The sequence below is a fragment of the Corallococcus sp. AB038B genome, assembly GCF_003668955.1.
Classification (GTDB): Bacteria; Myxococcota; Myxococcia; order Myxococcales; family Myxococcaceae; genus Corallococcus; species Corallococcus exiguus.
In genome coordinates, this window is sequence record NZ_RAWO01000004.1 from 507,794 (window position 1) to 534,196 (window position 26,403).

Sequence of the window (26,403 nt, forward strand, 5' to 3'; positions counted from 1 at the left end):
CGCCGCTGCCGGAGACGGTGCCCTTTCCCTGCGCATCGAAGGCGCGGCAGTGGCCGTCCGGGGAGTAGATCATCCCCTCCTGGTGCACGTAGCCGGTGCGCTGCGGCACCGACAGCCGCGTCGCGCCCGCGAGCGCCACGTCCGACAGGCCGGACAACAGGTTCTGACACGCGACGTGCACCGCCACGAGCCCCGTGGAGCACGCCGTGTACACGAGCATGCTCTCGCCCGTGAGCCCCAGCTTGTAGGACACCTTCGTCGGCAGGCTCTGGTAGGTCGCGGTGCCGTACAGCTCGAAGAACGCCGCCGAGTCCAACGGCAGATGCCGCTGCACCTCGTTCGCGTATCCGGATTCGTTCGCGCCCGCGAAGAGGGAGATGACGCCCGGGAAGCGCGCGGAGTCGATGCCCGCGTCCTCCATCGCCGCCCACGCGCACTGGAGGAACATCCGCTGCTGCGGATCGGTCCACTGTGCCTCGCGCAGGGACATGTCGAAGAACGTGGGATCGAACTGGTCGATGTCCGTGAGCACACCCTGCGCGGGCACGAACCCCGGATGCTGTGTCAGCGACACGCCCGGAGGCAGGCCGGGCATCGGCTCCAATTCCTCGGGAGTGAAGCGGGAGATGGACTCCACGCCTTCACGCAGGTTGCGCCAGAACTCCTCCACCGACTCAGCGCCTGGGAAGCGCCCGGACATGCCGACGATGGCGATGGCATTCGACGGCAACGTTGGCGTCGTCTCCGGCTCGGCCGCGGGCACGGACTGGACAGGCATGGAGGGTTCCGCCGGTGTCGCGGGAGGAGTGGCCACTGGGGTGGGCACAGGACGCGCGGGCAGTCCTTCGCGCTCCAGTCGCCGAGCCAGTCCGTGGACCGTGGGGTGTTCGAACAACCAGACCACGGGCACGTCGCGCTGGAGCGCATCGTGCAACCGGCTGGCGACGCGGACCACGGTGAGCGACGTGCCACCCAGGTCCTCGAAGAAGTGGTCGTGGACGCCCACGCTCCGTGCGCCCAGCTCCCGCGCCCAGATGGCGGCGAGCTGTTCCTCCAGCGGATCCGCGGGCTCCACGAACCGCCCCTTGCGAGCACTCGCCGCGATGTCCGGTGCGGGCAGGGCCTGGCGGTCCAGCTTGCCGGTGGCGGTGAGGGGCAACACGGGCAGCGGGACGAACGCGGCCGGGACCATGTACTCGGGCAGCTGCTGTCGCAGGTGTTCGCGCAGCGCCTGGACGTCCAGCGTTCCGGCCACAACGTAGGCCACGAGCCGCTTGTCGCCGGGGACGTCCTCGCGCACGAGCACGGCCGCGTCTGTGAGGGCGGGCCAGTCCCGGAGGGCGGCTTCGACCTCGGACAGTTCGATGCGGTAGCCGCGCACCTTCACCTGGGTGTCGATGCGGCCCAGGAACTCCAGGCTCCCGTCCGCGCGCCAGCGCACCCGGTCTCCCGTGCGGTACACGCGCTCTCCGGGCGTGGTGGCGAAGGGGTGGGGGATGAAGCGCTCGGCGGTGAGGTCCGGGCGGGAGAGGTAGCCTCGCGCGAGCCCGTCCCCGCCGATGAGCAGTTCACCTGGAATGCCCACGGGAACCGGCCGCAGCGAGCCATCCACCACGAACGTCCGCGTGTTCGGCAGCGGAGGCCCGATGGGAATCGCCTCGGCCGGGACGTCGTCAGGCCGCTCCATGCGGAGGCAGCAGGTGAAGACGGTGGCCTCGGTGGGGCCGTAGCCGTTGACCACCGGAAGGCCCAGCGTCTCCACCACGCGGCGCGTGTGCGTGGGGGACAGGACGTCCCCGCCCACGAAGAGTTGTCGCAATCCGCGCAGCACCTCCTGCTTCACATCCACCACCTGCGCGAACAATCCCGCGGACAGGTAGAGCGACGTGACGCCGTGACGGCGGATGATCTGGCCCAGCAGCTCCAGGTCCGTGGGTGGCTGCGGCGGGAAGACCACGAGCCTTCCGCCGGACAGCAGTGGCCCCCATAGCTCCAACGTCGACGCGTCGAAGGACAGCGGAGCCATCAGCAGGAACGTCTCGTTCGGAGTGAAGCGGGCCCAGAAGGCACCGTGCAGGAGCCGCAGCACGCCCCGGTGCTCCACGGCGACGCCCTTGGGGCGGCCGGTGCTGCCGGAGGTGAAGTCCACATACGCGAGGTTCCGCGAGGAGAGCGCCACGTCCGGAGCCGCGGAGGGCTGTTCCTCCAGGCGCGTCTCCTCCACGAAGACGCACGGGACGTCCTCCGCGACCGGCAGCGACTCCCGCAGCGCTCGGGTGGTGACGAGCAGTCGGGGCGGCGCATCCTCCATCATGAGGGCCAGGCGCCGCGCGGGATACGCGGCATCCAGGGGGACATAGGCCCCGCCCGCCTTGAGGATGGCCAGGAGCGTGACGACCAGCTCCACGGAGCGCTCCAGGCACACCGCCACCAGCGCATCCGGCCCCACGCCCTGCGAGCGCAGCACCCATGCCAGCGCATTCGCCCGAGCATCGAGCCGCGAATACGTCAGCCGCGCGTCACCCGATTCCAGCGCGATGGCCTCCGGACGCTGCGCGACCTGGAGCGCGAAGCGTTCCACGAGGTTCGACTCACGCGGGTAGTCCACTCCGGTGTCGTTCCACGTCGTGAGCACCCGCTGGCGCTCCTCGGGCGTGAGCCATTCCACCTGCGCCAGGGGGACGTCCGGAGCGGCGACGACGGCGTCCATCAACGTGCGCAGGTGTCCGGCCAGCCGTTCCACGGTCGAACGCTCGAAGAGGTCCGTGCTGTATTCGATGACGCCGCGCAGGCCGTCCGGAGCCTCGTGCAGCAACAGGCCCAGATCGAAGCGGGCCGTGGCGTTGTCCACCGGCACGGGCCGCAGCGTGAGCCCCGGTGCCTTCAACTCGCCGGTGGGCGCGTTCTGGAGCGCGAACACCGCCTGCACCAGCGGGTTGCGGCTCAGGTCTCGAGCCACGTGCAGCTCCTCCACCAGCTTTTCGAACGGCAGGTCCTGGTGCTCGAAGGATGCGAGCGCCGTGGCCCGGACCTGGGAGAGCAGCGTCCGGAACGAGTCCCCCGGACGCACGCGCCCGCGCAGCACCAGCGTGTTCACGAAGAAGCCGACCAGCCCCTCCAGCTCCGAGCGGTCACGGCCGGCGATGGGCGAACCCACCAGCAGCTCCTCCTGCCGCGAGTACCGCGACAGCAGCACCTGCCACACCGCGAGCAGCGCCATGTACGGCGTCGCGCCTTCCGAGCGGCCCAACGCCACCAACCGCTCCACGCCCGCAGAAGGAAGGTGCACGGGAAGCAGCGCACCCTTCGTGGACTGGAGCGGCGGACGCGCCTTGTCCGTGGGCAGCTCCAGCACCTGCGGCGCACCGGCGAGGTGCTGCTTCCACCACGACACCTCCCGCGCCAACACGTCACCCTGGAGCCAGGAGCGCTGCCACACGGCGAAGTCCGCGGGCTGCACCGGCAGCGCCGGCAACACAGGTGTCCGGCTTGAAGCGAAGGCCTCGTAGGCGCCGGCCACCTCGCGGACGAGCACGCCCAGCGACCAGCCGTCGGAGACGATGTGGTGCATGCACAGGAGCAACAGATGCTCCCGTGCATCCAGGCGGAGCAGCCGCGTGCGCAGGACCGGTCCCCGGCCCAGGTCGAAGGGAAGCGCGGCCTCTTCCACGGAGCGCCGCTGGGCCTCGGCTTCGCGGGACTCGCGGGGCATCGTGGTGAGGTCGGTGACCGGCAGATCCCACGCGCCTGCCGGGTGCACGTGCTGGACGGGCTGACCCTCCTTCATCGCGAACGTGGTGCGCAGCGCTTCATGCCGGGAGACGACGAGCTCCAGGGCGCGGCGCAGCGCCTCCACGTCCAGTGCACCTTCCAGCCGCAGCGCGGTGGCGATGGTGTAGTGGCTGCCGCCCGGACGAAGCTGCTCCACCACCCACAGCCGCTGCTGCGCGTAGGACACCGGCAGGTCCCGGTCCCTCGACGTGGCGACGAGGGCCGGAATGCGAGGTCCCTCGACACGCGAGAGGAGCAAGGCTTCCACCCGTTCCGTGAGCCGGGCGACAGTGGGTGCATCGAAGAGGGCGCGCAGCGGCAGCTCCACGCCGAAGGTCGAACGCAGCCGCGAGATGAGCTGCGTCGCCAGCAGCGAATGGCCGCCGATGACGAAGAAGTCATCGTGCAGTCCCACTGACTCCAGGCGGAGCAGTTCCTGGAACAGCGTGGCGATGCGCTGCTGGAAGAGCGTCATCCGCTCCGGAGCCACGGGTCCGCCCGCGACCGAGCGCCCATCCGGAGCGGGCAGCGCCTTGCGGTCCACCTTGCCCACAGGCGTGAGCGGCAGTGCGTCCAGCGACACGAACGCGGAGGGCACCAGCGGCGCGGGCAGCCGTTCGGAGACGAACGCCCGCAACGCTGTTGCCTCCACGGGAGCGCCCGGCACGAACCACGCCACGAGGCGATCCTCGATGACTCCCGCCACTGCGGCCTTCACCGAGGGGTGCTGCCGGAGGATGGCCTCCACCTCGCTCAGTTCGATGCGGAAGCCGCGCAGCTTCACCTGCGTGTCCATGCGGCCCAGGAAGTCCAGCGTCCCGTCCGCGAGCCAGCGCACCCGGTCGCCCGTGCGGTACAGCCGCGCACCGGGCACGTCCCCCCACGGTGAAGGCACGAAGCGCTCCGCGGTCAGCTCGGGGCGCCCCAGGTAGCCTCGGGCGAGGCCGTCACCGCCCAGGTACAGCTCTCCCGGAACGCCCACGGGCACGGGCTGTCCGTGCGCATCCAGCACGTACGTCTGGACGCGCGTCATCGGCCGACCGATGGGCACCGACGTCGCGTGCTCCGGCAGGTCCACGATGTCGTGCGTGGTGACGCCCACGGTCGTCTCCGTGGGGCCATACAGATTCACCAGCCGGCCCGGAGGCCCCGCGCGCAGCACCGCGCGAGCCGCATCCGCGTTCGCGGCCTCACCGGCGTACAGGACCGTGCGCATCGTGGCGAAGGCATCGGGGACTTCGCGCGCCACCGTGTGGAACAGGGCCGTGGCGAACAGGGCCGTGGTGGCGCCCACTTCGCGCAGCCTGCGAGCCAGCTCCGCCGGCGCCAGCGTCACCTCACGCGGCAGGATGACGAGCCGCGCGCCGTTGAGCAGCGCGCCCCAGACCTCGAAGGTGGCCAGGTCGAACGAAGGCGTGCCCGCCTGCACCATGCAGTCGTCCGGCCCGAGCTGGACGTAGTTCGTGTCCCGCACCAGGTGCACGATGGACTGGTGCGTGATGCCCACGCCCTTGGGTGTGCCCGTGGAGCCCGACGTGTAGAGCACGTAGGCCAGTTGCTCCGGCCGCACCGTGACGTCCGAGGAAGCGGGCGCCGGTTCCTGGCCGGATTCCTCCGCGCCCGGCTCCAGGCACACCGTGGGCAGGGAGTGTTCCGGAAGGGCGCCCAGCAGGTCCCGCTGGCCCACCACCGCGGAGATGCCCGCGTCCTCGAACATGAACGCGAGGCGGGAGCGCGGATAGGCGGGGTCCATGGGCACGTAGCAACCACCCGCCTCCAGGATGCCGAGCATCCCCACCACCAGCTCCAGGCCCCGCTCCACGCACAGCGCGACCCGTGCCTCCGGAGGGAGTCCGAAGGCGCGCAGGCGCCGGGCCAGCCGTCGCGCCCGCTCCGCCAGCGCCGCGTAGGTGAGCACCTGGCCTTCGTGCTGGACCGCTACGGCCTCCGGAGCACGGAGCACCTGTGCCGCGAACAGCTCCGGCACGGTGTGGGGCGCGAGCGGACGCTGCGTGGCGTTCCAGTCCACGAGCACGCGCTGGCGCTCCTCGGCGTCGAGCAGCGAATGCTCTCGCACGGGCACATCGGGGAGGGCCGTGAGCGCGCCGAGCAGAGCCTGGAAGTGCGCCATCATCCGGGCGACGGTGGCGGGGTCGAAGAGGTCGGTGCTGAAGTTCAGGTCGCCGCTGAACGCGCCGTCCCGTTCCTGGAGGCTGAAGTCCAGGTCGAACTTCGCGGTGGTGATCTCCCCGCTACGCAGCTCCAGACGGAGGCCGGGAAGGCCCAGCGTGTCCACGGGCGCGTTCTGGAACGTGAACGCCACCTGGAACAGTGGAGACCGGCTCAGGTCCCGAGCCCCCTGCATGCCCTCCACCACCTTCTCGAAGGGGAGGTCCTGGTGCGCGTACGCCGCGAGCGTCGTCGCCTTCACCTGGGCCAGCAGCGTCCGGAACGAGGCCCGCGGATCGATGCGAGCACGCAACACCAGCGTGTTCACGAAGAAGCCGATGAGGCCCTCCGTCTCCGCGCGGTTGCGGTTGGCGATGGCGGAGCCCACGAGCACGTCGTCCTGGCCCGTGTAGCGAGACAACAGCAACTGGAAGCCCGCGAGCAGCACCATGAACGGCGTGGCACCTTCCCGGGCCGCCAGCGCCTTCACCGCGTCGGAAACGTCTGAAGGCAGCGCCACGGGAAGCGACGCACCCTGGAACGACTGTGCGACGGGGCGAGGCCGGTCGGTGGGCAGCTCCAGCGCGGTGGGCGCGCCGTCGAGTTCCCGTCGCCACCACTCCAGCTCCGCCTGGAGCACGTCTCCCTGGAGCCACGAGCGCTGCCAGAGGGCGAAGTCCGCGTACTGGAGCGGCAGGGGAGACAGCGCCGGGGACTGACCGGAAGCGAAGGCCCGGTACAGCGAGTCCAGCTCGCGAGCGAAGACGCCAATGGACCAACCGTCGGAGACGATGTGGTGGAGCGTGAGCAGCAACCAGTGACGCCGTGAATCCAGCCGCAGCAACACGGCGCGCACGAGCGGCCCGGTGCCCAGGTTGAAGGGCCGCGCGGCCTCGGAGGTGGCATAACGGTGCGCCTCGGCTTCACGGTGGTCCTCGGGGATGGACTCCAGCGAGACGATGGACAGTGTCAGCGTCGCTTCGGGATTGAGGCGCTGGACCGGCGAGTCCCCATCGGACACGAACGTGGTGCGCAGGACTTCATGTCTGCGCACCAGGGCCTGGAGGGACCGCTCCAGCGCTGAGGCATCCAGCGCGCCATCGAGGACCAGGATGCCGGGCACGTTGTAGAAGGCGCTGCCGGGCTGGAGTTGATCCAGGAACCACAGTCGCTGCTGCGCGTAGGACAGCGGCACGGGACCAGTGCGCGGCCCGGCCACGAGCGGCGGCGTCCCCGGGCGGGAGTCCTCCCGCGAGCGCAGGGTCACCACACGGACCGCGAGCGTCTCCACCGTGGGCGCGGCGAAGAGGTCGCCCAAGGGCAACTCCACGCCCAGCGTCGAGCGCACGCGCGACACCACCTGCGTGGCCAGCAGGGAGTGGCCCCCCAGGTCGAAGAAGTCATCGTGGATGCCCACGCGAGGAACGTGCAGCACCTCCGCGAAGAGGGTGGCGAGCTGTTGCTCCACCGCGTCGCGAGGCGCGACGTACGTGTCCGCCGAAGCCACGGGGGCCTCGGGAGCGGGAAGGGCGGAGCGGTCCAGCTTGCCGTTGGCGTTGAGGGGCAGGGCGTCCAGTACCACGAAGACGCTGGGGATCAGGTAGTCCGGAAGTCGCTGCTGAAGCTCCGAGCGCAGGGCCCTTCCGTCCAGGGATTCACCAACGACGTAGGCCACCAGCCGCTTGTCTCCGGCGATGTCCTCGCGCACCACGGCCACGGCTTCATGCACGCGGGGCAGTCCGCGCAGGGCTGCTTCGACCTCACCCGGTTCGATGCGGAAGCCGCGCAGCTTCACCTGGAAGTCGGTGCGCCCCAGGAAGTCCAACGTACCGTCCGCGCGCCAGCGCGTCCTGTCGCCGGTGCGGTAGAGCCGTGCCCCCGGCGTTGTGCTGAACGGGTGGGGCACGAAGCGCTCGGCGGTGAGCGCGGGCTGGTGGAGGTAGCCCCACGCCAGTCCCTCGCCGCCGACGTACAGCTCTCCCGGCATGCCAGGGGGGACCGGACGCATCGCCGGATCCAGAACGTAGGCGGTGGAGTGGGGCAGCGGTCGCCCGATGGGAACGGCGGTCTCCACGACGTCGCCCGCATGCATCCGGTGCGTGGCGGAGAAGGTGGTGTTCTCGGTGGGGCCGTAGCCGTTGATCAACACCGAGCCCGAACGCATCCGCGCCAGATGTTCCCGTACGCGAGATGCCGGGAGCACGTCGCCTCCCGCCAGCACCTGCGCCACGGAAGCGAGGGCCTCCGGATGGTGCAAGGCCATCTGTTCAAAGAGGGCCGCCGTGAGCCACAGCGTGGTGACACCGTGCCCTGTCAACACCTCCGCGATCCGCGCGAGTGACAGCTCTCCCGGCGGCGCGAGCACGAGCCGGGCCCCATGCAGCAGTGCTCCCCAGATTTCGAGCGTCGAAGCATCGAACGCGGCCGGTGCAAGCTGGAGGAGGACCTCGTCCGGGCCGAAGCGAATGAAGTTGCTATCCACCACCAGCCGCAACACGGCGCGATGCGGGACACAGACACCCTTGGGCGCTCCGGTGGAGCCCGAGGTGAAGAGGACGTAGGCCAGCCGGTCACCAGTCGCGAGCGGCTCCGGCGGCGCATTGTCCGGACGCGAAGCCAGTCGGGACGCATCCGCATCCAGCAGCACCAGCGGCGTCATCAGCGACGGCAGGTCATCCGCGAGCGCCTCCAGCGTGATGACCATTCCTGCCCCGGATTGTTCAAGCAGGAGGGACCAGCGCTCGGGCGGAGCATTCAGGTCGATGGGGACATAGGCAGCGCCGGTCTTGAGCACCGCCAGCAGCGAGACGATGAGGTCCGGCGAGCGCGGCAACAACACGGCCACGCGGCTGCCCTCGGAGATGCCAGAGGCGCGAAGGTGGTGCGCGAGTTGGTTCGCCCGCGCATCGAGCCGTGCATACGTGAGGCTTCCGGACTCGGATACCAGCGCCACCGCGTCAGGCGCCCGAGCGACCTGTTCCTCGAAGCGGGCCGTGATGGAATGAGCGGAGAAGTCCCCGACAGTGGAGATGCCGCTCCAGTCATCCAGCACTTGACGCCGTACTTCCGTGGGCATCAAGGGCAGTTGCGCCACCGGGACCTCCAGTTGTCCGGGAAGCGCTTCCAGCAACGAGGCGTAGTCCTGCATCAACCCCTGGAGGAAGGCCGGGTCGAAGAGGTCGGTGTTGTACTGGAGGCTGCCGGTGAAGCCGTCAGGCGACTCCTCCAGGATGAGGCTGAAGTCGTACTTCGACGGCGTGAAGGGAGGAGGCAGTTCGCGCAGCGTGAGGTCCGGCAGCCGCCACTCCGCGGTGGGGGCGTTCTGGAGGGTGAGGGTGACCTGGAAGAACGGCGTATGGCTCGGGTCGCGTGCGGGCTGGAGTTCCTCCACCAGCTTCTCGAAGGGGACGTCCTGGTGTTCGAAGGCGCCGAGCGTCGTGGCGCGCACCTGGGCGAGCAGCGTCCGGAACGAAGCGCGTGGCTCGATGCGCGCACGCAGCACCAGCGTGTTGACGAAGAATCCGATCAGTCCCTCTGACTCCGAACGGGTGCGGCCCGCGACCGGAGCGCCCACGCTGACGTCGTCCTGTCCGGCATACCGGGACAGCAACAGTTGGTACGCGGCCAGCAGCACCATGAAGGGGGTGGCCCCCGCCTGTCTCGCCACGGAATGCACGCCGTCCGTCAGCTTCCGGGACAGCCGCACCGCGAGTTGGTCCCCCGAGAACGTCTGCGCCGCCGGGCGCGGCCGGTCCGTGGGAAGCATCAAGAGCGGAGGTGCATCCGCGAGCTGCTCCCGCCACCACGCAAGCTGCGAGGTGAGCACCTCTCCCTGAAGCCAGGAGCGCTGCCACGCGGCGAAGTCGGCGTACTGGATGGGAAGTGGCGGAAGCGAAGGACGCTGGCCGGAAGCGAAGGCCCGATAGAGGGCAACCAACTCGCGCACGAGCACGCCCTTGGACCAGCCGTCCGAAGCGATGTGGTGCGTGAGCACGAGCAGCACATGCCGCGTCTCTTCCATCCGCACGAGCACCGCGCGGAAGATCGGGCCCCGCGCCAGGTCGAAGGGCCGCTGCGCCTGCGCGGCGACGAAGTCCCGCAGCCGGGCTGCGCGCGTGCCCGGAGGCAGCAGGTCCTCCAGGTCCACGAACTCGAACGGGCATGGCGACGGGGGCGCGATGCACTGGACCGGCCCGTGGGCCCCGGTGGCGAACGTGGTGCGCAGCACCTCATGGCGTTCGACCAGCGCATCCAACGCCTGCCTCAGCGCGGGAACATGGAGCGCACCTTCGAGCAGCACGGTCCCGGGCAGATTGTATGCAACGCCACCGGGCTGAAGCTGCTCCAGGAACCACAGGCGCTGCTGCGCGAAGGACAGCGCGAGCTCGCCCTTCCTGCTCACAGGGCGCAAGGGAGGCGCCTGGGGGCCCTCGCTCCGGCCTCGCGCCTCCTCCAGCGCCGAAGCCAGGGCGGCGAGCGTGGGCGCCTTGAAGACCGCACGCAGGGGCAGCTCCACCTGCAACGCCGCCCGGATGCGCGACAGGAGCTGTGTGGCGAGCAGCGAATGTCCCCCCAGCGCGAAGAAGTCATCGTGCACGCCCACGCGCTCCACTCGCAGCAGCTCCGCCCAGAGCGAAGCCAGCTGCTCCTCCGTGGAGTTGCGCGGCGCGACGTACTCCGGAACCACCCCCGAGGTGACGTCCGGCACGGGCAGCGCCCTGCGGTCGACCTTGCCGCTGGACGTCAGGGGCAGGGCCTCCAGCGAGACGAAGGCACCGGGCACCATGTACTCAGGGAGCCTCTCCGAGAGGAACGCTCGAAGGGCCTCCGTCCCCGCCACGTCCGTCCCTCCGACGAGATACGCCACCAGCCGCGTGTCGCTCGCTGTGACGCCCGCGAGCGCCACGACGACGGCCTGGCGCACTGCCGGGTGCTGCTCCAGCGCGGCCTCAATCTCTCCCAGCTCAATTCGCAGCCCGCGCACCTTCACCTGGAAGTCGGTTCGGCCCAGGTACTCGATGGCGCCATCAGGCAGCCACCGGGCGAGGTCCCCCGTGCGGTACATCCGCGCCCCGGGCGTGTCGCTGTACGCGTCCGGGATGAAGCGCTCCGCGGTCAGGTGCGGGCGGCCCAGATACCCGCGGCCCACCTGCACACCCCCGATGAACAGCTCACCGGGAACGCCCTGGGGCACCGGCCGCAGTGTCACGTCCAGCAGCCGGATCGCCGTATTCGCCACCGGATACCCGATGGGCACGGAGCGCCCCAACGCGCCGCGGACACACTCGTACGCGGTGACATCCACCGCGGCCTCGGTGGGGCCATAGAGGTTGTGCAGCCGGACGTGGGGCAGTCTCGCCAGGCACCGTTCGGCCAGCTCCAGCGGCAGTGCTTCACCGCTGCACACCACCTGGCGCAGCGACGCGCATTGCTCCAGGCCGGGTGCTTCCAGGAACGCCTGGAGCATGGACGGCACGAAGTGCGTGACGGTGATTCGCTCCCGCGCGATGAGGTCCGCCAGATAGTCCGGCTCCTGGTGTCCTCCGGGCCGAGCCACCACCAGCCGCGCGCCCGTCATCAGCGGCAGGAAGAACTCCCACACGGACACGTCGAAGCTGAACGGCGTCTTCTGCAACACCGCATCGCCCGGTGACAGCGGCAGCGCCCCCTGCATCCACAGGAGACGGTTGACGACGCCAGCGTGCGCGTTCATCGCGCCCTTCGGTCGTCCCGTGCTGCCGGAGGTGAAGATGACGTAGGCCAGCGCATCCTCGGAGGCCACTGGAGGCGGCGTGCCGGACGGCTGCCGAGCCACCTCCGCCCACTGGGAATCCAGGCGGAGCAGCGGCACGGCGTCCCCGGCCGGCAGCCGCGCCACCAGCCACTCCTGGATGAGCACCACGGCGGGCCGGGCGTCCTCGAACATCCACGCGAGCCGCTGCGCGGGCAGGGCCGGATCCAGCGGAACGTACGCCCCTCCTGCCTTCAACGTCGCGAGCAGCGCCACCACCAGCTCCAGCGACCGCTCCAGCATCAACCCGACGCGAACCTCCGCCCCCACGCCCATGGACCGCAGGTGCCACGCGAGCTGGTTGGCCCGGGCATCCAGCTGCGCATAGGTGAGCGCCGTCTCTCCAAACGTGACAGCCACCACGTCCGGTGTGCGAGCCACCTGCGCTTCCACCAGTTGATGCAGCAGCACCCCGCGAGGAAACGCTTCCCGGGGCCCGGTCCACGCATGAAGCACGCGCTGCCGCTCGGCCGCGTCCAGGAGGGACAGCTCCGACAGGCGCGCATCCGGCCGGGAGACGGCGCCCTCCAGCAGGACGCGCAGGTGCCCCATCAGGCGCACCATCGTGCCCTCATCGAAGAGGGCGGTGCGGTACTCGGCGGTGAGGCGCAGGCCGTCCGCCTGTTCGAAGGCGAAGAGGGTGAGGTCGAACTGCGCGAAGCCGCTGTCCACCAACTGCGCGTCCAGCGACAGCCCGGGCAGGCGCACGGCTGGAAGGGGCGTGTTCTGCTGGACGAACATCACCTGGAAGAACGGCGGTACGTCCAGATGACGCGGAGGCTGGAGCAATTCCACCAACTTCTCGAAGGGCACGTCCTGGTGCGCGAAGGCCTCCACCGACGTCGCCTGCACGCGGCCCATGAGCGAGCGGAACGATGGATCCCCCGCGAGCGATGTTCGCAGCGCGAGCGTGTTGACGAACAACCCGACCAGCGGCTCCAACTCCGCGCGCGAGCGTCCTGCGACAGGCGTTCCGACCGTGAGGTCGTCCTGCCCGGAGTAGCGCAGGAGCAACGCCTTGAAGCCCGCGAGCAACACCGTGAAGAGGGTGGTGCCCTCCTGCGCCGCCAGGGTCGTGAGCCGCTGGACCAGCGCGGCGGGAAGCATCGAGGACACGGTCGCGCCCCGGCTGTCCGCCAGTCCTGCGCGAGGCCGATCCGTGGGCAGCGACAGGACTGCCCGCGCATCCAGCCGCGAGCGCCACACGTCGATCGACGCCTCCAGCGCCTCCCCCTTCAATGCCTCCCGCTGCCACACGGAGAAGTCCGCGTACTGCAACGCCAACGCGGGCAGCACTGGCGCTCTACCCGAAGCCAGGGCCTCGTAGAGGACGCCCAGTTCGTGCACGAGCAGGCCCATGGACCAGCCGTCGGACGCGGTGTGGTGCAGCGCGAGCAGCAACAGGTGCTCGGTGGGGGAGACAGCGAAGAGCACGGCGCGCAGCAGTGGACCCTGCTCCAGGTCGAACGGCGCGCGAGCCTCCTCGTGCAATCTTCGCCAGGCCTCCGCGGCATCCGTCACCGGCACCACGGGCAGGGGCACGTCGAGTTCGGGTGTGATGCGCTGCCATGGCCGTCCGTCCTGTTCCACGAAGGTGGTGCGCAGCACTGCGTGGCGGCGCACCACTTCGTTCAGGCTCCCCGCCAGCGAGGGCACATCGAGCAGGCCCTCCAGGCGTACCGAAAAGAGCAGGTTCAATCCGGCCTGTCCGGGCGCCAGCTGCTCCTGGAACCACATGCGCTCCTGACCGAACGACGCCGGCACCCTCGACGTAGGGCGGCGCTTCTCGCGCAGCAGTTCCGCCAGCCGCGCGCGCTTCTGCTCAGGGGTGGAAGCCATGGGCCAGAGACTCCTTGGGAGGGGGGCTTGCGAACGCTCGGGAAGGAGATGTGACGGGTTCCCGGACTCGCGAGCGCGCGGGATAGTAGACAGGCACTCCGACACGGCCGCAGCGATTTGGTCGAGAGGGCCTGGCTGTCAGCCCGCTCGGGAGCGAGGCCCTGCGGGCGCTGAAGACCGAGCGGGAATTCCGCTCCACGCCCGGTCTCTGGTGACATGTTTCAACGGTGTTTCACCGTGATGGTGAAACGCCCGCGCCTGACGTTTCCACTAGACTTCGGGAATGCCCGAGCCCTTCCGGATCCGCGAAGCCGCGCCCACCGACGCCGAGCGGATCACCCAGGTGCTGCGCGACGCCTTCGAGGAATACCGCGGCCGCCTGGATCCGCCCTCCAGCGCGCACGACAAGACGGAAGCCGTGGTGCGGCGCGAACTGTCGGACGGAGGCGCCTTCGTCGCGGAGGCGGACGGCATCCTCTTCGGCTGCGTGTTCTTCCACCCGAAGGTGGACCACCTGTACCTGGATCGGCTCGCGGTGCTGCCATCACACCGAGGCCAGGGCATGTCGCTGCGCCTCATGGACGCAGTGGAGTCCCGAGCGCGCGCGTTGGGCCAGACGCGCGTGCGGCTGTCGGTGCGGCTCGCGCTCACGTCGCACCATGCGTGGTACGCGCGCCAGGGCTACGTCTTCCATTCCCATGGAACGCACGCGGGCTACGCGTCGCCCACGTTCCTGGTGTTGGAGAAGACGCTCTGATTCTTCAGTCGCGAGGAGGCAGCGGAATGCGGCGGCCTTCGAGGTCGCTCTGGATCGCGGCCTGGATGACACGCACTGTCTCGCTCGCGCTCAGCGCCGTCACGGGCACGGGCGCGCCGTGGAGGATGGCGGCGCCGAGCTGCTGGTAGAACTGGCCATACGCACCAGGGACAGTGGCGACGGTTTCCCCCGAGGCCAGCAACCGGCCGTGGCGCTCCGCGGGTTCGCGGCCAAAGTCCGGATGGCCGGGACGCAGGCTCGCTTCGAGCTGTCCCTCCTGCGGATCCAGCGCATGCTTCACGTACGCATCCCGGTCGCCCTGCAACACGAAGCGGGGCCAGGGCGCGTGCACCACGGATCCGGAGTGCAGCAGCACGCGTAGCGAGCCGTAGCGCAGCACCAAGTGGAACCAATCTGTTCCCTTCGCGCCCGGACGTTGCCGGCCCAGGTCCGCGGCCACCGACTCTGGCAGGCCGAAGAGCTGCACTGCCTGGTCGATGAGGTGCGAGCCCAGGTCCCAAAGCGTCCCGCCGCCGGGCACGTCCTGCTCCTTCCAGCGATCCTTCACCTGGGGCCGGAGGCGGTCGAAGTGGCTCTCCAGGCTATAGAGCGTCCCCAGTCGTCCCTGCTCCAGCAACTGGCGCACGGTGAGGAAGTCACCGTCCCAGCGCCGATTGTGGAACACGGTGAGGCAAAGCCCGCGCTCCTTCGCGAGCGCGTCCAGCCGCATGGCCTCGTCCGCGTCCAGAGCGAAGGGCTTCTCCACCACCACATGCTTGCCCGAGCGAAGCGCCAGCCCCGCGAGCGATGCATGCGAATCATTGGGCGTGCACACGACGATCACGTCCAGGTCTGGAGCCGCCAGCAGCGACTCCACGGTGCCGGTGCGGACGCCTGGCCAGTCGCGGGCCACGGCGTCAGCGCGGCTGGACGCCACGGCAGCCAGGGTGAACGCGGGCTCCGCGGCGATGAGGGGTCCATGGAAGCGCGAGCCGGACAGGCCATAGCCAAGGAGGCCCACCCGCAGCGGGGAGCCAGGGACGCGAGCGGAGGTCATGGACCGCGAGGGTAGCGGGAAGTGGCCTCCATGCGGACCGACGTAAGTGCCTGGCCCTGCCGCCTTCCCGACACCGGAGCACTCAGCAGGGCGCAAGAAGAGCGTCGCCCCATGCCGCAACCCGAAGTGGTGAGCCAGAACGAGCTGCGTTTCGGCGCGCAGCCGCGGGCCGCGATGTCGTGGGGCGGATACCAGGCCAGGGGCAAAGGCGCCCGCCCGGGGCCGGTTGCCTCAAAACCTGTCCGACTGTCGGACAAGTTTTTCTCCGACCGGGCCCGGAGGGTGACTGGCAATGAGAAGGGTGGGCCCGCACGTCCATGTCAGACCCCTGTGGTTGGATGGCGATGCTGGGACGAGGAAGGGGAGTGGGGATGGAGCGGCGAGGACTCGTGGCCTATGTGGAGGCGCAAATCGAGCGCGATATCGCGCTGGGGCTGCTGCATCCGAGCGGACAATTCGGCTCCGAAGCGAAGCTGGCGCGCCGCTATGAGGTGTGCCGGGGCACCATCCGCGAGGCGCTGCGGCGGCTGGCCGCCCGGGGCCTGGTGGTTCAGCGCGCCGGACGCAAGACGCGCGCGGTGGCGTTGGATGAGTCACTGACGCTGGAGAACCTGGGGCTGGCGCTGCATGACGCGAGCAACCCGGATGCCCGGTGGCTGCTGGAAGGCTACTTCAGCCTCAAGCGGCAGGTGCTGGTGGAGCTGCTGGCCGACTGCTGCGCGAGGGCCTCGGACCTCGACCTGGACCGGCTGGGGAGCACGTGCTTCCAGCTCCAGGACGCGGCGCGCTGGGAGTCGGGGGAAACCTGCGCGCAGGCGGAATTCGAGTTGCTGCGGCATGCGGCGCGGGTGGCTGCGCGTCCGGGGCACGTGCTCCTCGTGCAGTCCCTGCAGCGGGCATTCCTGGGAGGAGCCGCCCAACTGCTGCCGCTCATGGGCGGAGAGGCGCTGCGCGAGTGGGCCTTCCGCGTGATAGCAATCGTGCACGAGCGCGACGTGCAGGCACTTCAGCATGAGCTGCCAGCATTGCTGAAGGCTCGCGATGAGCGCGTGCTGAACGCATTCGCCCCCGCTGCCGCCTCCGCTCCCCAGGAGCAGGCCTCCCCCGAGGCTCCATGCGCCCCTGAGGACCTTCGCGGCTCTTCCGTGCCGGCCGCTCCCCTGGACGTTGCGCTGGAGACAGTGGCTTGCGAGGGCGAGCGGAGCAGCCTCGGCCTCCGTGAGCCAGCCGTTGATGACACCGGGGCACACGGCGTTGCACTTCGTCCCCATGATGGGACCGCCGCCTTGGATTCCGACAGCGGGGCTCTGCTGACTTCTCCCGCTCCAGAGGATGTGTCCTGTGGACACGATGGAGGGGGCGCCGTGAGGGAGGTGGCGGGTGATGTTTCGCGCGACCTGGCTGACTGTTTGGCCGATGGAGGCGTTTCGTCCGGCGGGGGTGGCCTCCCGTCAGCGGATCCACCCACCGGTTCCCTCGGATAATCGCGCGGAATGCAATGCGGGTGGAGCGCTTCACGGGACCCCGGGCCGCCTGGGTCGGTGGTGGGGACACCTGCGTCGAGCATTCGCTGGAGCCTTGCTTCAGCGCAGGGTGGGGCAACGCACTTCTGGCTAGAGTTCGCGCCATGGATACCGTGCCCCTCATCGACGTTCGAGCCCTCGTCGACCCCACGTCGAGCCCCCAGGCGCGGAGGGAGGTCGCTGCTCGCATGGGCGCGGCCTGTCGGAACACCGGCTTCTTCTACGTTGTGGGCCATGGCGTGGACGTGGGGCTTCAAGCCCGGTTGGAGGCGCTGGCTCGGGACTTCTTCGCGCGGCCGGAGGCGGAGAAGCAGCGCGTGCGCATGGCGCTCGGGGGGAGGGCGTGGCGGGGCTTCTTCCCCGTGGGCGGGGAGCTCACGTCGGGTCGGCCGGATCGCAAGGAAGGGTTGTACTTCGGCACGGAGCTGTCGCCGGACGACCCTCGCGTGCGCGCCGGCACTCCGCTGCATGGACCCAACCTGTTCCCCCTTGAGCCGGACGGGCTGGGCGGCGCGGTGCTGGCGTACATGGGGGCGCTGACGTCGCTGGGACACGCGTTGATGTCCGGCATCGCGCTCAGTCTGGAGCTGGAGGCGGACTTCTTCGCCGCTCGGTACATGGCGGATCCGACGGTGCTGTTCCGCATCTTCAACTACCCGCCGGGCCCGGAGGTGGACGCGCAAGGGCTGCCGGTGTGGGGCGTGGGCGAGCACACCGACTACGGCGTGCTCACCATCCTCAAGCAGGACGACGCGGGCGGGCTCCAGGTGAAGACGCGCCAGGACGGGCACACGCGATGGGTGGACGCGCCGCCGGTGGAGGACGCGTTCGTGTGCAACATCGGCGACATGCTCGATCGGATGACGCGCGGTGTGTACCGCTCCACGCCGCACCGGGTGCTCAACCGCGCCGGCCGTGACCGGCTGTCGCTGCCGTTCTTCTTCGACCCCGACTGGACGGCGGAGATCGCGGCCATCGACTCACCCGCGTTGAAGGACGCGGGCGCGGACGACCACTCGGAGCGGTGGGACCGGCAGAGCGTGCACGCTTTCCGGGGCACCTACGGGGACTACCTGCTCGGCAAGGTGGGGAAGGTGTTCCCCGACCTGCGCGCGGAAGTGCTGTAGCGCCCGCTCAGGACTGCCGGAGGCGCTGGTCCCTGGCGGTGTCCTGCAGGGACCTCGGCGAGGTCTCCGCGGCGGCCATGTCGGGCGGCCCCGGGTCCTTCATCGCCAGCACCAGGCACTCCCGCAGGCGCTGGCGCGCGCGGAACAGGAGGATGCGGGCGTTCTCCGGTGAGATCTCCAGCAGCGTGGAGACCTCCTCGCCCGGACACTCGTCCAGGAGGCGGAGGCGGATCACGGCCTGCTGCATCTGCGACAGCTGCTGGACACAGCGCACCAGGCTCACCCGCGCCTCCGCCTCCGCCACCAGCGTGTCCGCTGAAGGCAGGTCGGAGGCCACCTCGGACAATTCGATCTCGGTCGGCAGCGCCCGGCGCGCCAGCTTGCGCCGCTGATTCAGCGCGGCGTGGGCCACCAGTGTCGACAGAAGGCGCTCGACCTCGCTGGAGCGGGCCGACAGGGTCGTGGCCTCCGGCATCCGCAGGAAGGTGACGAAGGCGTCCTGGACGCAATCGAGCGCGTCCTCGGGAGGCAGGCCCCGGCGCCTCGCGCTCGTCACCAGTCGCGCACGGTGCTGGTGGACGAGCAGGGTGATCCAGGAAAGGAACTGGGCGCGCTCGGTGGCGGCGTCCGGGGAGCTGTCATCAGGCATGGCTCCGCCATCCTAACCCCCTTCGGCAAAAGCCGCCGAAGGGGGAAGGCCGGAAGACCCGGATGACGCATGATGACTTGCGCCGTCGCCTAAACCGGGCGATGCGCCCCACGCGCGAGCGCGGTCATCAGCTCCTTCTCGTTGAAGCCCAGCGGCGGCAGGGCGGACTGCCTCCCGTAGACGACCTCTCGGGAGGGGGCCAGCAGCACGGTGCCGCTCGGTTGCAGCTTGCCCCAGAGTATCGGCTCCAGGCCCGCTTCCGCGTGCGTGCCCGTCCCGCTGGTCAGCACCGGCACCGGCACTCCCAGCCAGGTGGCCAGCTCCCGCGCCTCCTCGGGCCCATCCGGGATGACCGAGATCACCTTCGCCTGGTTCGCCGCGATGTCGCCCTGGCGCTTCGCCAGCGTCTTCAAGTGGTTGCGGCACACGGGACAGGCGGCGTTGCGGAGGAAGAACACCACCGCCGCCTCGCCGCCCATCGCCTCGCCCAGCCGCGTGGGCTTGCCTGTCCCGTCCCGCAACTCCAGGTCGGGAAAGCGGGCCCCGGGCTCGAAGGTCGCTGTCACGCGTGGATTCCGTCGATGACCGCCGCTGGGACCAGGTCCACGGGCGGGATGTCGATCTCCGTCTGGGCCAGGTGGTTGAGGTAGTTGCCAAAGGTGGTGGCGACGACCTGCGCCAGGATCTCCACCACGTCACCGTCGGTCCAGCCCGCGGCACGCACCGCCGCCAGCTCCGCGTCCGTCACCGCGCCGCGGCGCGCCGCGATTTGACGGGAGAACTGGAGCGCCGCCTCCACCTTGGCGTCCGGCGCCTTGCCGGAACGCGCCTGATCCAGCTCCTGATCAGAGAGGCCCGTCTTGCGGCCCAGCTGGGTGTGGTGCGAGACGCAGTAGCGGCAGCCCTGCGCGTTGCCCACCGCGAGCGCGATCTGCTCGCGGACGCGCGGCGTCAGCTGCCCCTGGCCCAGCGTCCCGTGCAGCGCGAAGAAGGCGCTCATCGCCGCGGGCGAATTGGCAAGCACCCGGACCGGCGGAGGCAGGTTGGCGCCCAGCTTCTCCTTGATGGGTTTGAGCGTGGCGTGCGAAGCGTCGACAAGGTTCAGACGGGACATTGAGAACTCCTGAGGCCGCATGATTGCGGCTTGCCAGTCATTAAGGTCGCGACCCCAGGCCGGCGTTACGCCGGACCTGTCGATTCTTCTCAGGGAATCGTAAGTCCACGAAATCACGCGTGATTTTTGGAGAAATAATCATACATAAAATCCCCATAAATCAGGTGCGAAGTCCGCAAGGGAAAATTGAAATGGATGTGATTCTTTGTTGAAACGGATTTCTCACGGTGGCATTGTCAATTGAATCCAACATTCCATTTTTGGGGAGGGTGAGTCTTGGGGCGACTGAGGATTCATACGATTGAGAGCGCGCCGGAGCAGTCCCGTCCGGTGCTGGCCGCGGTGGAGAAGTCCGCCGGTTTCCGTTCGAACCTGCTGGGGCTCATCGCGGAGTCGCCCGGCGTGACGCAGGCCTTCGCGCAGATGGGGCCGCTGCTGGCCCAGTCCTCCCTGGGCGCCGTGGAGCGCGAGGTGGTCATCATGACCATCGGCTGGGAGAACGACTGTTCGTACTGCATGGCCTTCCACAGCTTCTTGTGTCGCAAGCTCCAGGTCCCGGATGCGCTCGTGGCCGCGCTCCGGTCGGGGACGACGCTGCCGGATCCGCGGCTGGAGCTGCTCGCGGAGTTCACCCGGACGGTGGTCCGTGAGAAGGGGACCGTGGGAGACGACCTCTGGAACCGGTTCACGGCCCAGGGCTTCACGAGCGCCAACGCGCTCGACGTCATCCTGGCCCTCTCCCAGCAGGTGCTGGTGAACTACGCGAACCACCTGGGCGGCGTGGAGCTGGAGCCGGCGCTGAAGGAATTCGCGTGGACCCGCCCGTCCGGGGCGGCGGCGCGCCAGGCGTAGTGCTCGGGGGCCCTGGGCCAGGTCCCAGGGTTTCCTCCCAGACATCCGATGTTTCGCGCCCAGGCCCTTCGCGCTGGCGCGCGAGTCCGCGTTCGCGGTGACGGTCTTGTCGTGTCTTGAGTGGCTTCAGGCGCGGGTGGGGTCTGCCTTGCGCTGATGTGGAAACCGGGCCCTTGGGGAAGGGCTGACAGGGGGAAATGCCATGGGTGCGCCGACGATCTCTGATCCTGTGACGGACGCGTCCGTGCTGTCCGCGATCAGGTCACACCTGCTGGAGGCATTGGCGCGCCGCAATGGCCTGTCGCCAGAGCAGATCGACTCCCGCCGGCCCTTCAGCCACTACGGGCTGGACTCGCTGGGCGCGGTGGCGCTCGGCCGGGCGCTGTCGGAGCTGGCGGGACGCGACGTGTCTCCCACGGTCTTCTGGCGCCACCCCAGCGTGGACGCGCTCTTGCGGCACCTGTCCACGGGTGACGCGGACGCCACGGCTCCCGTGGAGGCCGCCGGGCCTTCCGTGGCCCGCGACGAGCCCATCGCGGTGGTGGGCATGGCCTGCCGCCTTCCGGGCGCGCCGGACCTCACCGCGTTCTGGGAGCTGCTGCGTACCGGGCGCGACGCGGTGTCGGAGGTCCCCTCCGGGCGCTGGACGGACGGGCGGCTGCAGCAGGCGGATCGCGGCGGGGGCCGCGCGCCGGTGCCGCGCCGCGCCGGGTTCCTGCCGGACATCGCGGGGTTCGATCCGCTGTTCTTCGGCATCTCCCCGCGCGAGGCGACGGAGATGGATCCGCAGCAGCGCCTGTTCCTGGAGCTGGCGTGGGAGGCGCTCGAGGACGCGGGCATCGTCCCGCGCGAGCTGCACGCGACGGCGACGGGCGTGTTCGTCGGCGCCATCTGGCGGGACTACGCGGAGCTGGGCGGCGCGGAGCCGGGGCGCATCACGCCACATACGGCCACCGGGCAGGCGCTCAACATGATCGCCAACCGGCTTTCATACGTGCTGGGCCTCCAGGGGCCCAGCCTCGTCATCGACACGGCGTGCTCGTCGTCGCTGGTGGCGGTCCACCTGGCCTGCCAGAGCCTGTGGGCGGGGGAGAGCACCACGGCCATCGTCGGCGGCGTCAGCGTGATGGCCTCGCCGCACACCATGGTGGCGCTGTCCCGCTTCGGCGGCCTGTCGCCGGACGGCGTGTGCAAGGCCTTCGACGCGAGCGCGGACGGCTTCGGGCGCGGAGAGGGCGGGGGCGTGGTGGTCCTCAAGCCACTCTCCGCCGCGCTCGCCGCGGGCGACACCATCCGCTGTGTCATCCGCGCCACGGGCAGCAACAACGACGGGCCGAGCAACGGCCTCACGGCGCCCAACCCGGAGGCCCAGGAGAAGCTGCTGCGGCAGGTCCATGCGCGCTCGGGCGTGGCGCCCGGCGCGGTGGGCTACGTGGAGACGCACGGCACGGGGACGGCGCTGGGTGACCCCATTGAAGCGGGCGCGCTCGGGGCCGTGTTCGCGAAGGCGCGCGGCGAGGGCCCGCCGCTGGTCATCGGCTCGGTGAAGACCAACATCGGCCACCTGGAGGGGGCCGCGGGCATCGCCGGCTTCCTCAAGGCCTGCCTGTGCGTCGAGCAGCGCACGGTGGTGCCCAGCCTCCACTTCACGCGGCCCAACCCGCTCATCCCCTTTGATGAACTCCGGCTGGAGGTCTCTCGTGAGCCCCGCGCGTGGCCGGTGACGGACGGGCCGGCCGTGGCGGGTGTCAGCGCGTTCGGTTGGGGCGGCACCAACGCCCACGTCGTGCTCCAGGAGGCCCCTCCGTCGCGGCTCACCTGGTTGGGGCTGGCGGCGTCCGGAACCGAGGCCCTGAAGGCCGAGGCCCGCCGCGCGCTGGATGCCCTGCGGACCGGGGTGCCGCTCGACGCGCTCCACGCGGTGCTGGCGCCGGAGGCTTCCGGCCCGGAGCGGCTCACTGTGTGCGTGCGCACCCGGGGCGAGCTGGTGGCGCGCTTGAGCGGGTTCCTGGCCGGCGTGGCGGGGATGGTGACGCTGGGGACGGCGCCTGGCCGGCCTCCGAAGGTGGCCTTCGTCTGCGCTCCGCAGGGCGGCCAGTGGGTGGGCATGGGCCGGCGCATGCTGCTCACGGAGGACGCCTTCCGCGCGGCCTTCGAGCGCGTGGACGCGGCCCTGGCGGTCCACTCCGGCCAGTCGCTCCGGGAGGAGCTGTTCAAGGCGGAGGGCGTTGCCCGCTACGACGACGTGGACGTGGTGCAGCCGCTCCTCTTCGCGTTCCAGGTGGCCCTGGCGGAGCAGTGGCGCGCCTGGGGCATCACCCCGGACGTCGTCGTGGGGCACAGCCTGGGGGAGATCGCCGCCGCGCACATCGCGGGCATCCTCGACCTTGAGGAGGCGGCGCTCGTCATCCACCACTACAGCCGCCTGCAGAAGCTGCTGGCGGACCGGGGCGGCATGGCCGTGGTCAACCTGCCGCCCGACGCGCTGACCGGGCTCCTGGAGGCCACGGGTGGGGCGGTGGTGCTGGCCGGCCACAATGGCCCCCGGTCCACCGTGCTGTCGGGAGACCCGGCCGCGCTCGACGCGCTCCTCGCGGAGCTCAAGCGCCGCAAGGAGCTGTGCGCGCGGATCCGCGTGAACGTCGCCGCGCACAGCCCGCAGATCGACGAGATCCTCCCGGAGCTGGAGACGGTGCTCGCCGGGCTCCGTCCGAAACCCGCGCGTCTGCCGATGATCTCCACCGCGCTGCGGCGGCGGATGGAGGGGCCGGAGGTGGACGGGCGCTACTTCGGCCAGAACCTGCGCACGCCGGTGTGGCTGGCTCCGGTGCTCGCGTCACTGGTGGCCGACGGCGTGGACGCGCTGGTGGAGCTCAGCCCGCACCCCGTGCTGGTGGGCGCCCTGCAGCAGGCCGCCGAGGGCCGGCAGCCGCCCCCTGTCGTCCTGCCGTCCACCACGCGGGACGAGGACGAGCGGCTGGCCCTGTACGAAGCGCGCGCCACGCTGTTCCGTCTGGGATGCGCGGGGGCGGCCGCTCCCGTCGCCCGCGACGCGCTGGTGCCGCTGTCCGCCCATACGCCGCAGGCGCTCCGGGAGCTGGCGGCGCGCGTGGCCGGGAAGCTTCGCCAGGCGCCCTGGACGCAGGTGGAGGACGTCGCCGCCACGGCCGCGCTGCGCCGGACGCACCACGCGGAGCGGCTGGCGGTGGTCGCGCGCGGAGGTGAGGACCTGGCCCAGGCTCTGGACGCGTTCGCCCGGGGCGAGCCCCATGAGCGGCTGGTGACTCCGGCGCTCGCGAAGGCGCCCTCGGTGGTGTTCGTCTTCCCGGGGCAGGGCTCGCAGTGGCACGGAATGGCCCGGCAGCTCTTGCGTGACGAGCCGGCGTTTCGCGCGGAGCTCATGCGGTGCGACGCCGCCATCCACGCGCTCACCGGCTGGTCCGTGCTGGAGGAGCTGGAGGCGTCCGAGTCCGCGTCGCGGATGGCCCGGGTGGACGTGGTGCAGCCGGTGCTCTTCGCCGTGGAGGCGGCGCTGGCCGCGCTCTGGCGCTCGTGGGGCGTGCGGCCGAAGGCGGTCATTGGCCACAGCATGGGCGAGGTCGCGGCGGCGTATGTCGCGGGCGCGCTGAACCTGGCGGACGCCGCGCGGATCATCTGCCGCCGCAGTCAGCTGCTCCGCCGGGTGAGCGGGCAGGGCGCCATGCTCGCCGCGGAGCTGACGCTGGACGAGGCCCGGGAGGTCCTGCGCGGCCACGAGGCGCAGGTCGCCGTGGCCGTGAGCAACAGCTCCCGCTCCACCGTGCTGTCGGGCCAGCCACAGGCGCTGGAGGTCATCTCCCAGGCGCTCCAGGCCCGCGGCGTCTTCTGGCGGTGGGTCAAGGTGGATGTCGCCTCCCACAGCCCGCAGATGGACGCGCTGAAGGGCGAGCTGTTGGAGGTGCTGGCGGGCGTGCAGCCCTCGCCGTCGGCGGTGCCCATCCACTCCACGGTCCTGGACGCGGTGACGGACGGCCGCGACTTCAACGCGGGCTATTGGGTGCGCAACCTGCGCGACCCCGTCCTCTTCGCCTCGGCGGTCCGGCGCGCGCGCGCGGCGGGACACGACGTCTTCATCGAGATGAGCCCGCATCCCATCCTGCTGCCCGCCGTGGAGCAGGAGCTGGCGGACGTGGATCAGCCGGGCGAGGTGCTGCCGTCGCTGCGGCGCAACGAGTCCGAGCGCGAGACGCTGCTGCGCTCCGTGGCGGCGCTCTACACGCGAGGCCTGGAGCCCGTCTGGAGCGCCATCACCCGCGCGGGGCGCCCCGGCGTGCCGCTGCCTTCCTACCCCTGGCAGCGTGAGCGCTTCTGGCTGGAGCCGGCGCCCGTGGCCCGTGCGCCCGTCGCCGCCAGCCGTCCGAGCGGCGAGGGGCTCCTGGGCAGCCACTTCCCGTCCGCCTTGGAGCCGCGGCTGCACCACTGGCAGGCCGAGTGGGGCGCGGACGTGTCCGGCTTCCTCGCCGACCACCGCGTGGGCGGTGACGCCGTGGTTCCCGGCGCCGTCTTCCTGTCCATGGCGCTGGGTGCCGCGAAGGAGGCGTTGGGGACCGCGCCCGTGGCGCTGAGGGACATCGCCTTCCCGCAGCCACTGATATTGGGCTCCGAGCCCGCGCCGCGCGTGCAGACCGTGCTCTCCGTGCGCGACGCGCAGCGCGAGCTCCAGGTGTTCTCCCAGGGCGAGGGCCGCACGTGGGTGCCGCACGCTCGGGCCCTGGTGGACTCGGGGCCCGCGGCGGCGGTGGGCCGGGAGCGGGCGCAGGAGGCGCTGGCGCTCCGGGACTCGCTGCGCGGCTCCGCGGCGATGCTGCTGGACTCCGTGCGGTACTACGAACTGCTGGCGGGCTGCGGGCTGGAGTACCGCGCCGCCTTCCGTGGCGTGGACTGCGTCTGGTCCCGCGAGGCTCAGGCGCTGGGACGCATCCTTCCGCCCGCGGCCTCCGTGGACCCGGAGCTGGCGCGGGTGGCCTGCATCGACTCCGCGCTCCAGCTCTCCATCGCCACGCTGCCGCCCAGCCTGGTGTTCCGGGGACGGCAGCTCATCAGCGTCGGGGTGGACGGGTTCGCGCTCCACCGCCTCCCGGAGGGGGCCTTCCACGTCCACGCGCAGCGCCGCCCGGGCGGTGAGGGGCCGGTGTTCCTGGTGGACGTGGTGGCGTTCACCGACGCGGGCGAGCCCCTGTTCCACGTCGACGGGCTGAAGGTCCGCGTGCTCGACGTGGCGCGGCCCGCCGTCGCCCGGACTGACGAGGCCCGCCCGGCCGTTGCTCCGTCCCGGACGCTGTTCGACGAGCTGGGTGCGCTGGATCCCTCGCGGCGGCGGGCCCGCGCCGAGGACGAGCTGCGGCAGGTGGTGGCCACGGTGCTCAAGCTGGCCCCGGCGCGCGTCCCCGTGGACCAGCCGCTGCGCACCCTGGGCATGGACTCCGTCATGTCGCTGGAGCTGCGCAACCGCATCGAGGCGCGCACCGGCATCCGGCTCTCCGCCACCGCGCTCTGGAACCACCCCACGGTGGAGGCGCTGACGGGGTTCGTCCTGAGCCAGGCCTCGTCCGCCCCAGCGGCCCGGTCCGCGCCCGCGCGCGTCGTCCCGCCAGCGCCCGTGCCCGCCGCACCCGCCGTTCCCGCCGACGCGGCATTGCCTTCCGACCTGGAGCTCGAGCGGCTGTTGGAGGCCGAGCTCGTCCAGGTCCACCAGCTCATCAAGGAGTCCTGACC

General features: G+C 70.7%; 10 protein-coding genes (1 of these 10 running past the window's edge). 5 read left to right on the top strand and 5 right to left on the bottom strand.

Going from position 1 to position 26,403, the window contains the following annotated elements; genetic code table 11:
- A protein-coding gene (locus tag D7Y04_RS21300; protein WP_121760505.1) for a non-ribosomal peptide synthase/polyketide synthase crosses the window boundary here: on the bottom strand, positions 1–13,570 show its beginning. It extends 18,647 nt beyond the left edge of the window; 13,570 of the gene's 32,217 nt are visible here — the first part of the coding sequence; the start codon lies at positions 13,568–13,570; its stop codon lies off the left edge, out of view.
- Positions 13,571–13,853: 283 nt separating this feature from the next.
- Between D7Y04_RS21300 and D7Y04_RS21305 the strand changes: the two genes are divergently transcribed.
- Complete coding sequence (locus D7Y04_RS21305; protein WP_121760506.1) at positions 13,854–14,327, top strand: GNAT family N-acetyltransferase; 474 nt, start codon at positions 13,854–13,856, stop codon at positions 14,325–14,327.
- A 4-nt stretch (positions 14,328–14,331) separates the two neighbouring features.
- Here the strand turns inward: D7Y04_RS21305 and D7Y04_RS21310 are convergent, their stop codons facing one another.
- Complete coding sequence (locus D7Y04_RS21310; protein ID WP_121760507.1) at positions 14,332–15,384, bottom strand: oxidoreductase; 1,053 nt, start codon at positions 15,382–15,384, stop codon at positions 14,332–14,334.
- 371 nt (positions 15,385–15,755) lie between these two features.
- Between D7Y04_RS21310 and D7Y04_RS21315 the strand changes: the two genes are divergently transcribed.
- Positions 15,756–16,868, top strand: a complete 1,113-nt coding sequence (locus D7Y04_RS21315; protein WP_370457171.1) for a FadR/GntR family transcriptional regulator — start codon at positions 15,756–15,758, stop codon at positions 16,866–16,868.
- A gap of 143 nt (positions 16,869–17,011) precedes the next feature.
- A complete protein-coding gene (locus D7Y04_RS21320) occupies positions 17,012–18,034 on the top strand; it encodes an isopenicillin N synthase family oxygenase (RefSeq protein WP_121760508.1) in 1,023 nt (340 codons plus the stop codon).
- 7 nt (positions 18,035–18,041) lie between these two features.
- On the opposite strand, the gene D7Y04_RS21325 is transcribed toward D7Y04_RS21320, so the two are convergent.
- From D7Y04_RS21325 to D7Y04_RS21335, 3 genes are all read right to left on the bottom strand, one after another.
- The gene (locus D7Y04_RS21325) at positions 18,042–18,683 is read right to left on the bottom strand and encodes an RNA polymerase sigma factor (protein WP_120594345.1); all 642 of its coding nucleotides are present in this window, start codon (positions 18,681–18,683) and stop codon (positions 18,042–18,044) included.
- 89 nt (positions 18,684–18,772) lie between these two features.
- Positions 18,773–19,249 (bottom strand): redoxin domain-containing protein, encoded by a 477-nt coding sequence (locus tag D7Y04_RS21330; protein ID WP_120594346.1) that lies wholly within the window; start codon positions 19,247–19,249, stop codon positions 18,773–18,775.
- Positions 19,246–19,797, bottom strand: a complete 552-nt coding sequence (locus tag D7Y04_RS21335) for a carboxymuconolactone decarboxylase family protein (RefSeq protein WP_120553475.1) — start codon at positions 19,795–19,797, stop codon at positions 19,246–19,248. Before D7Y04_RS21335 ends, D7Y04_RS21330 begins: the two co-directional genes overlap by 4 nt.
- A gap of 276 nt (positions 19,798–20,073) precedes the next feature.
- Between D7Y04_RS21335 and D7Y04_RS21340 the strand changes: the two genes are divergently transcribed.
- Positions 20,074–20,649 carry a carboxymuconolactone decarboxylase family protein gene (locus tag D7Y04_RS21340; RefSeq protein WP_147477171.1) on the top strand — a complete coding sequence of 192 codons (576 nt, stop codon included), beginning with the start codon at positions 20,074–20,076 and terminating at the stop codon, positions 20,647–20,649.
- A 202-nt stretch (positions 20,650–20,851) separates the two neighbouring features.
- On the top strand, positions 20,852–26,401 hold the full coding sequence (locus tag D7Y04_RS21345; protein WP_121760510.1) for a type I polyketide synthase: 5,550 nt from the start codon (positions 20,852–20,854) through the stop codon (positions 26,399–26,401).
- The last annotated feature ends 2 nt before the right edge of the window (positions 26,402–26,403 follow it).

Bases quoted from the DNA above. Each gene is read 5' to 3' on its own strand.
- D7Y04_RS21305 (WP_121760506.1), top strand. From the start codon at position 13,854: ATGCCCGAGCCCTTCCGGATCCGCGAAGCCGCGCCCACCGACGCCGAG.
- D7Y04_RS21310 (WP_121760507.1), bottom strand. From the start codon at position 15,384: ATGACCTCCGCTCGCGTCCCTGGCTCCCCGCTGCGGGTGGGCCTCCTT.
- D7Y04_RS21315 (WP_370457171.1), top strand. From the start codon at position 15,756: ATGGAGCGGCGAGGACTCGTGGCCTATGTGGAGGCGCAAATCGAGCGC.
- D7Y04_RS21320 (WP_121760508.1), top strand. From the start codon at position 17,012: ATGGATACCGTGCCCCTCATCGACGTTCGAGCCCTCGTCGACCCCACG.
- D7Y04_RS21325 (WP_120594345.1), bottom strand. From the start codon at position 18,683: ATGCCTGATGACAGCTCCCCGGACGCCGCCACCGAGCGCGCCCAGTTC.
- D7Y04_RS21335 (WP_120553475.1), bottom strand. From the start codon at position 19,797: ATGTCCCGTCTGAACCTTGTCGACGCTTCGCACGCCACGCTCAAACCC.
- D7Y04_RS21345 (WP_121760510.1), top strand. From the start codon at position 20,852: ATGGGTGCGCCGACGATCTCTGATCCTGTGACGGACGCGTCCGTGCTG.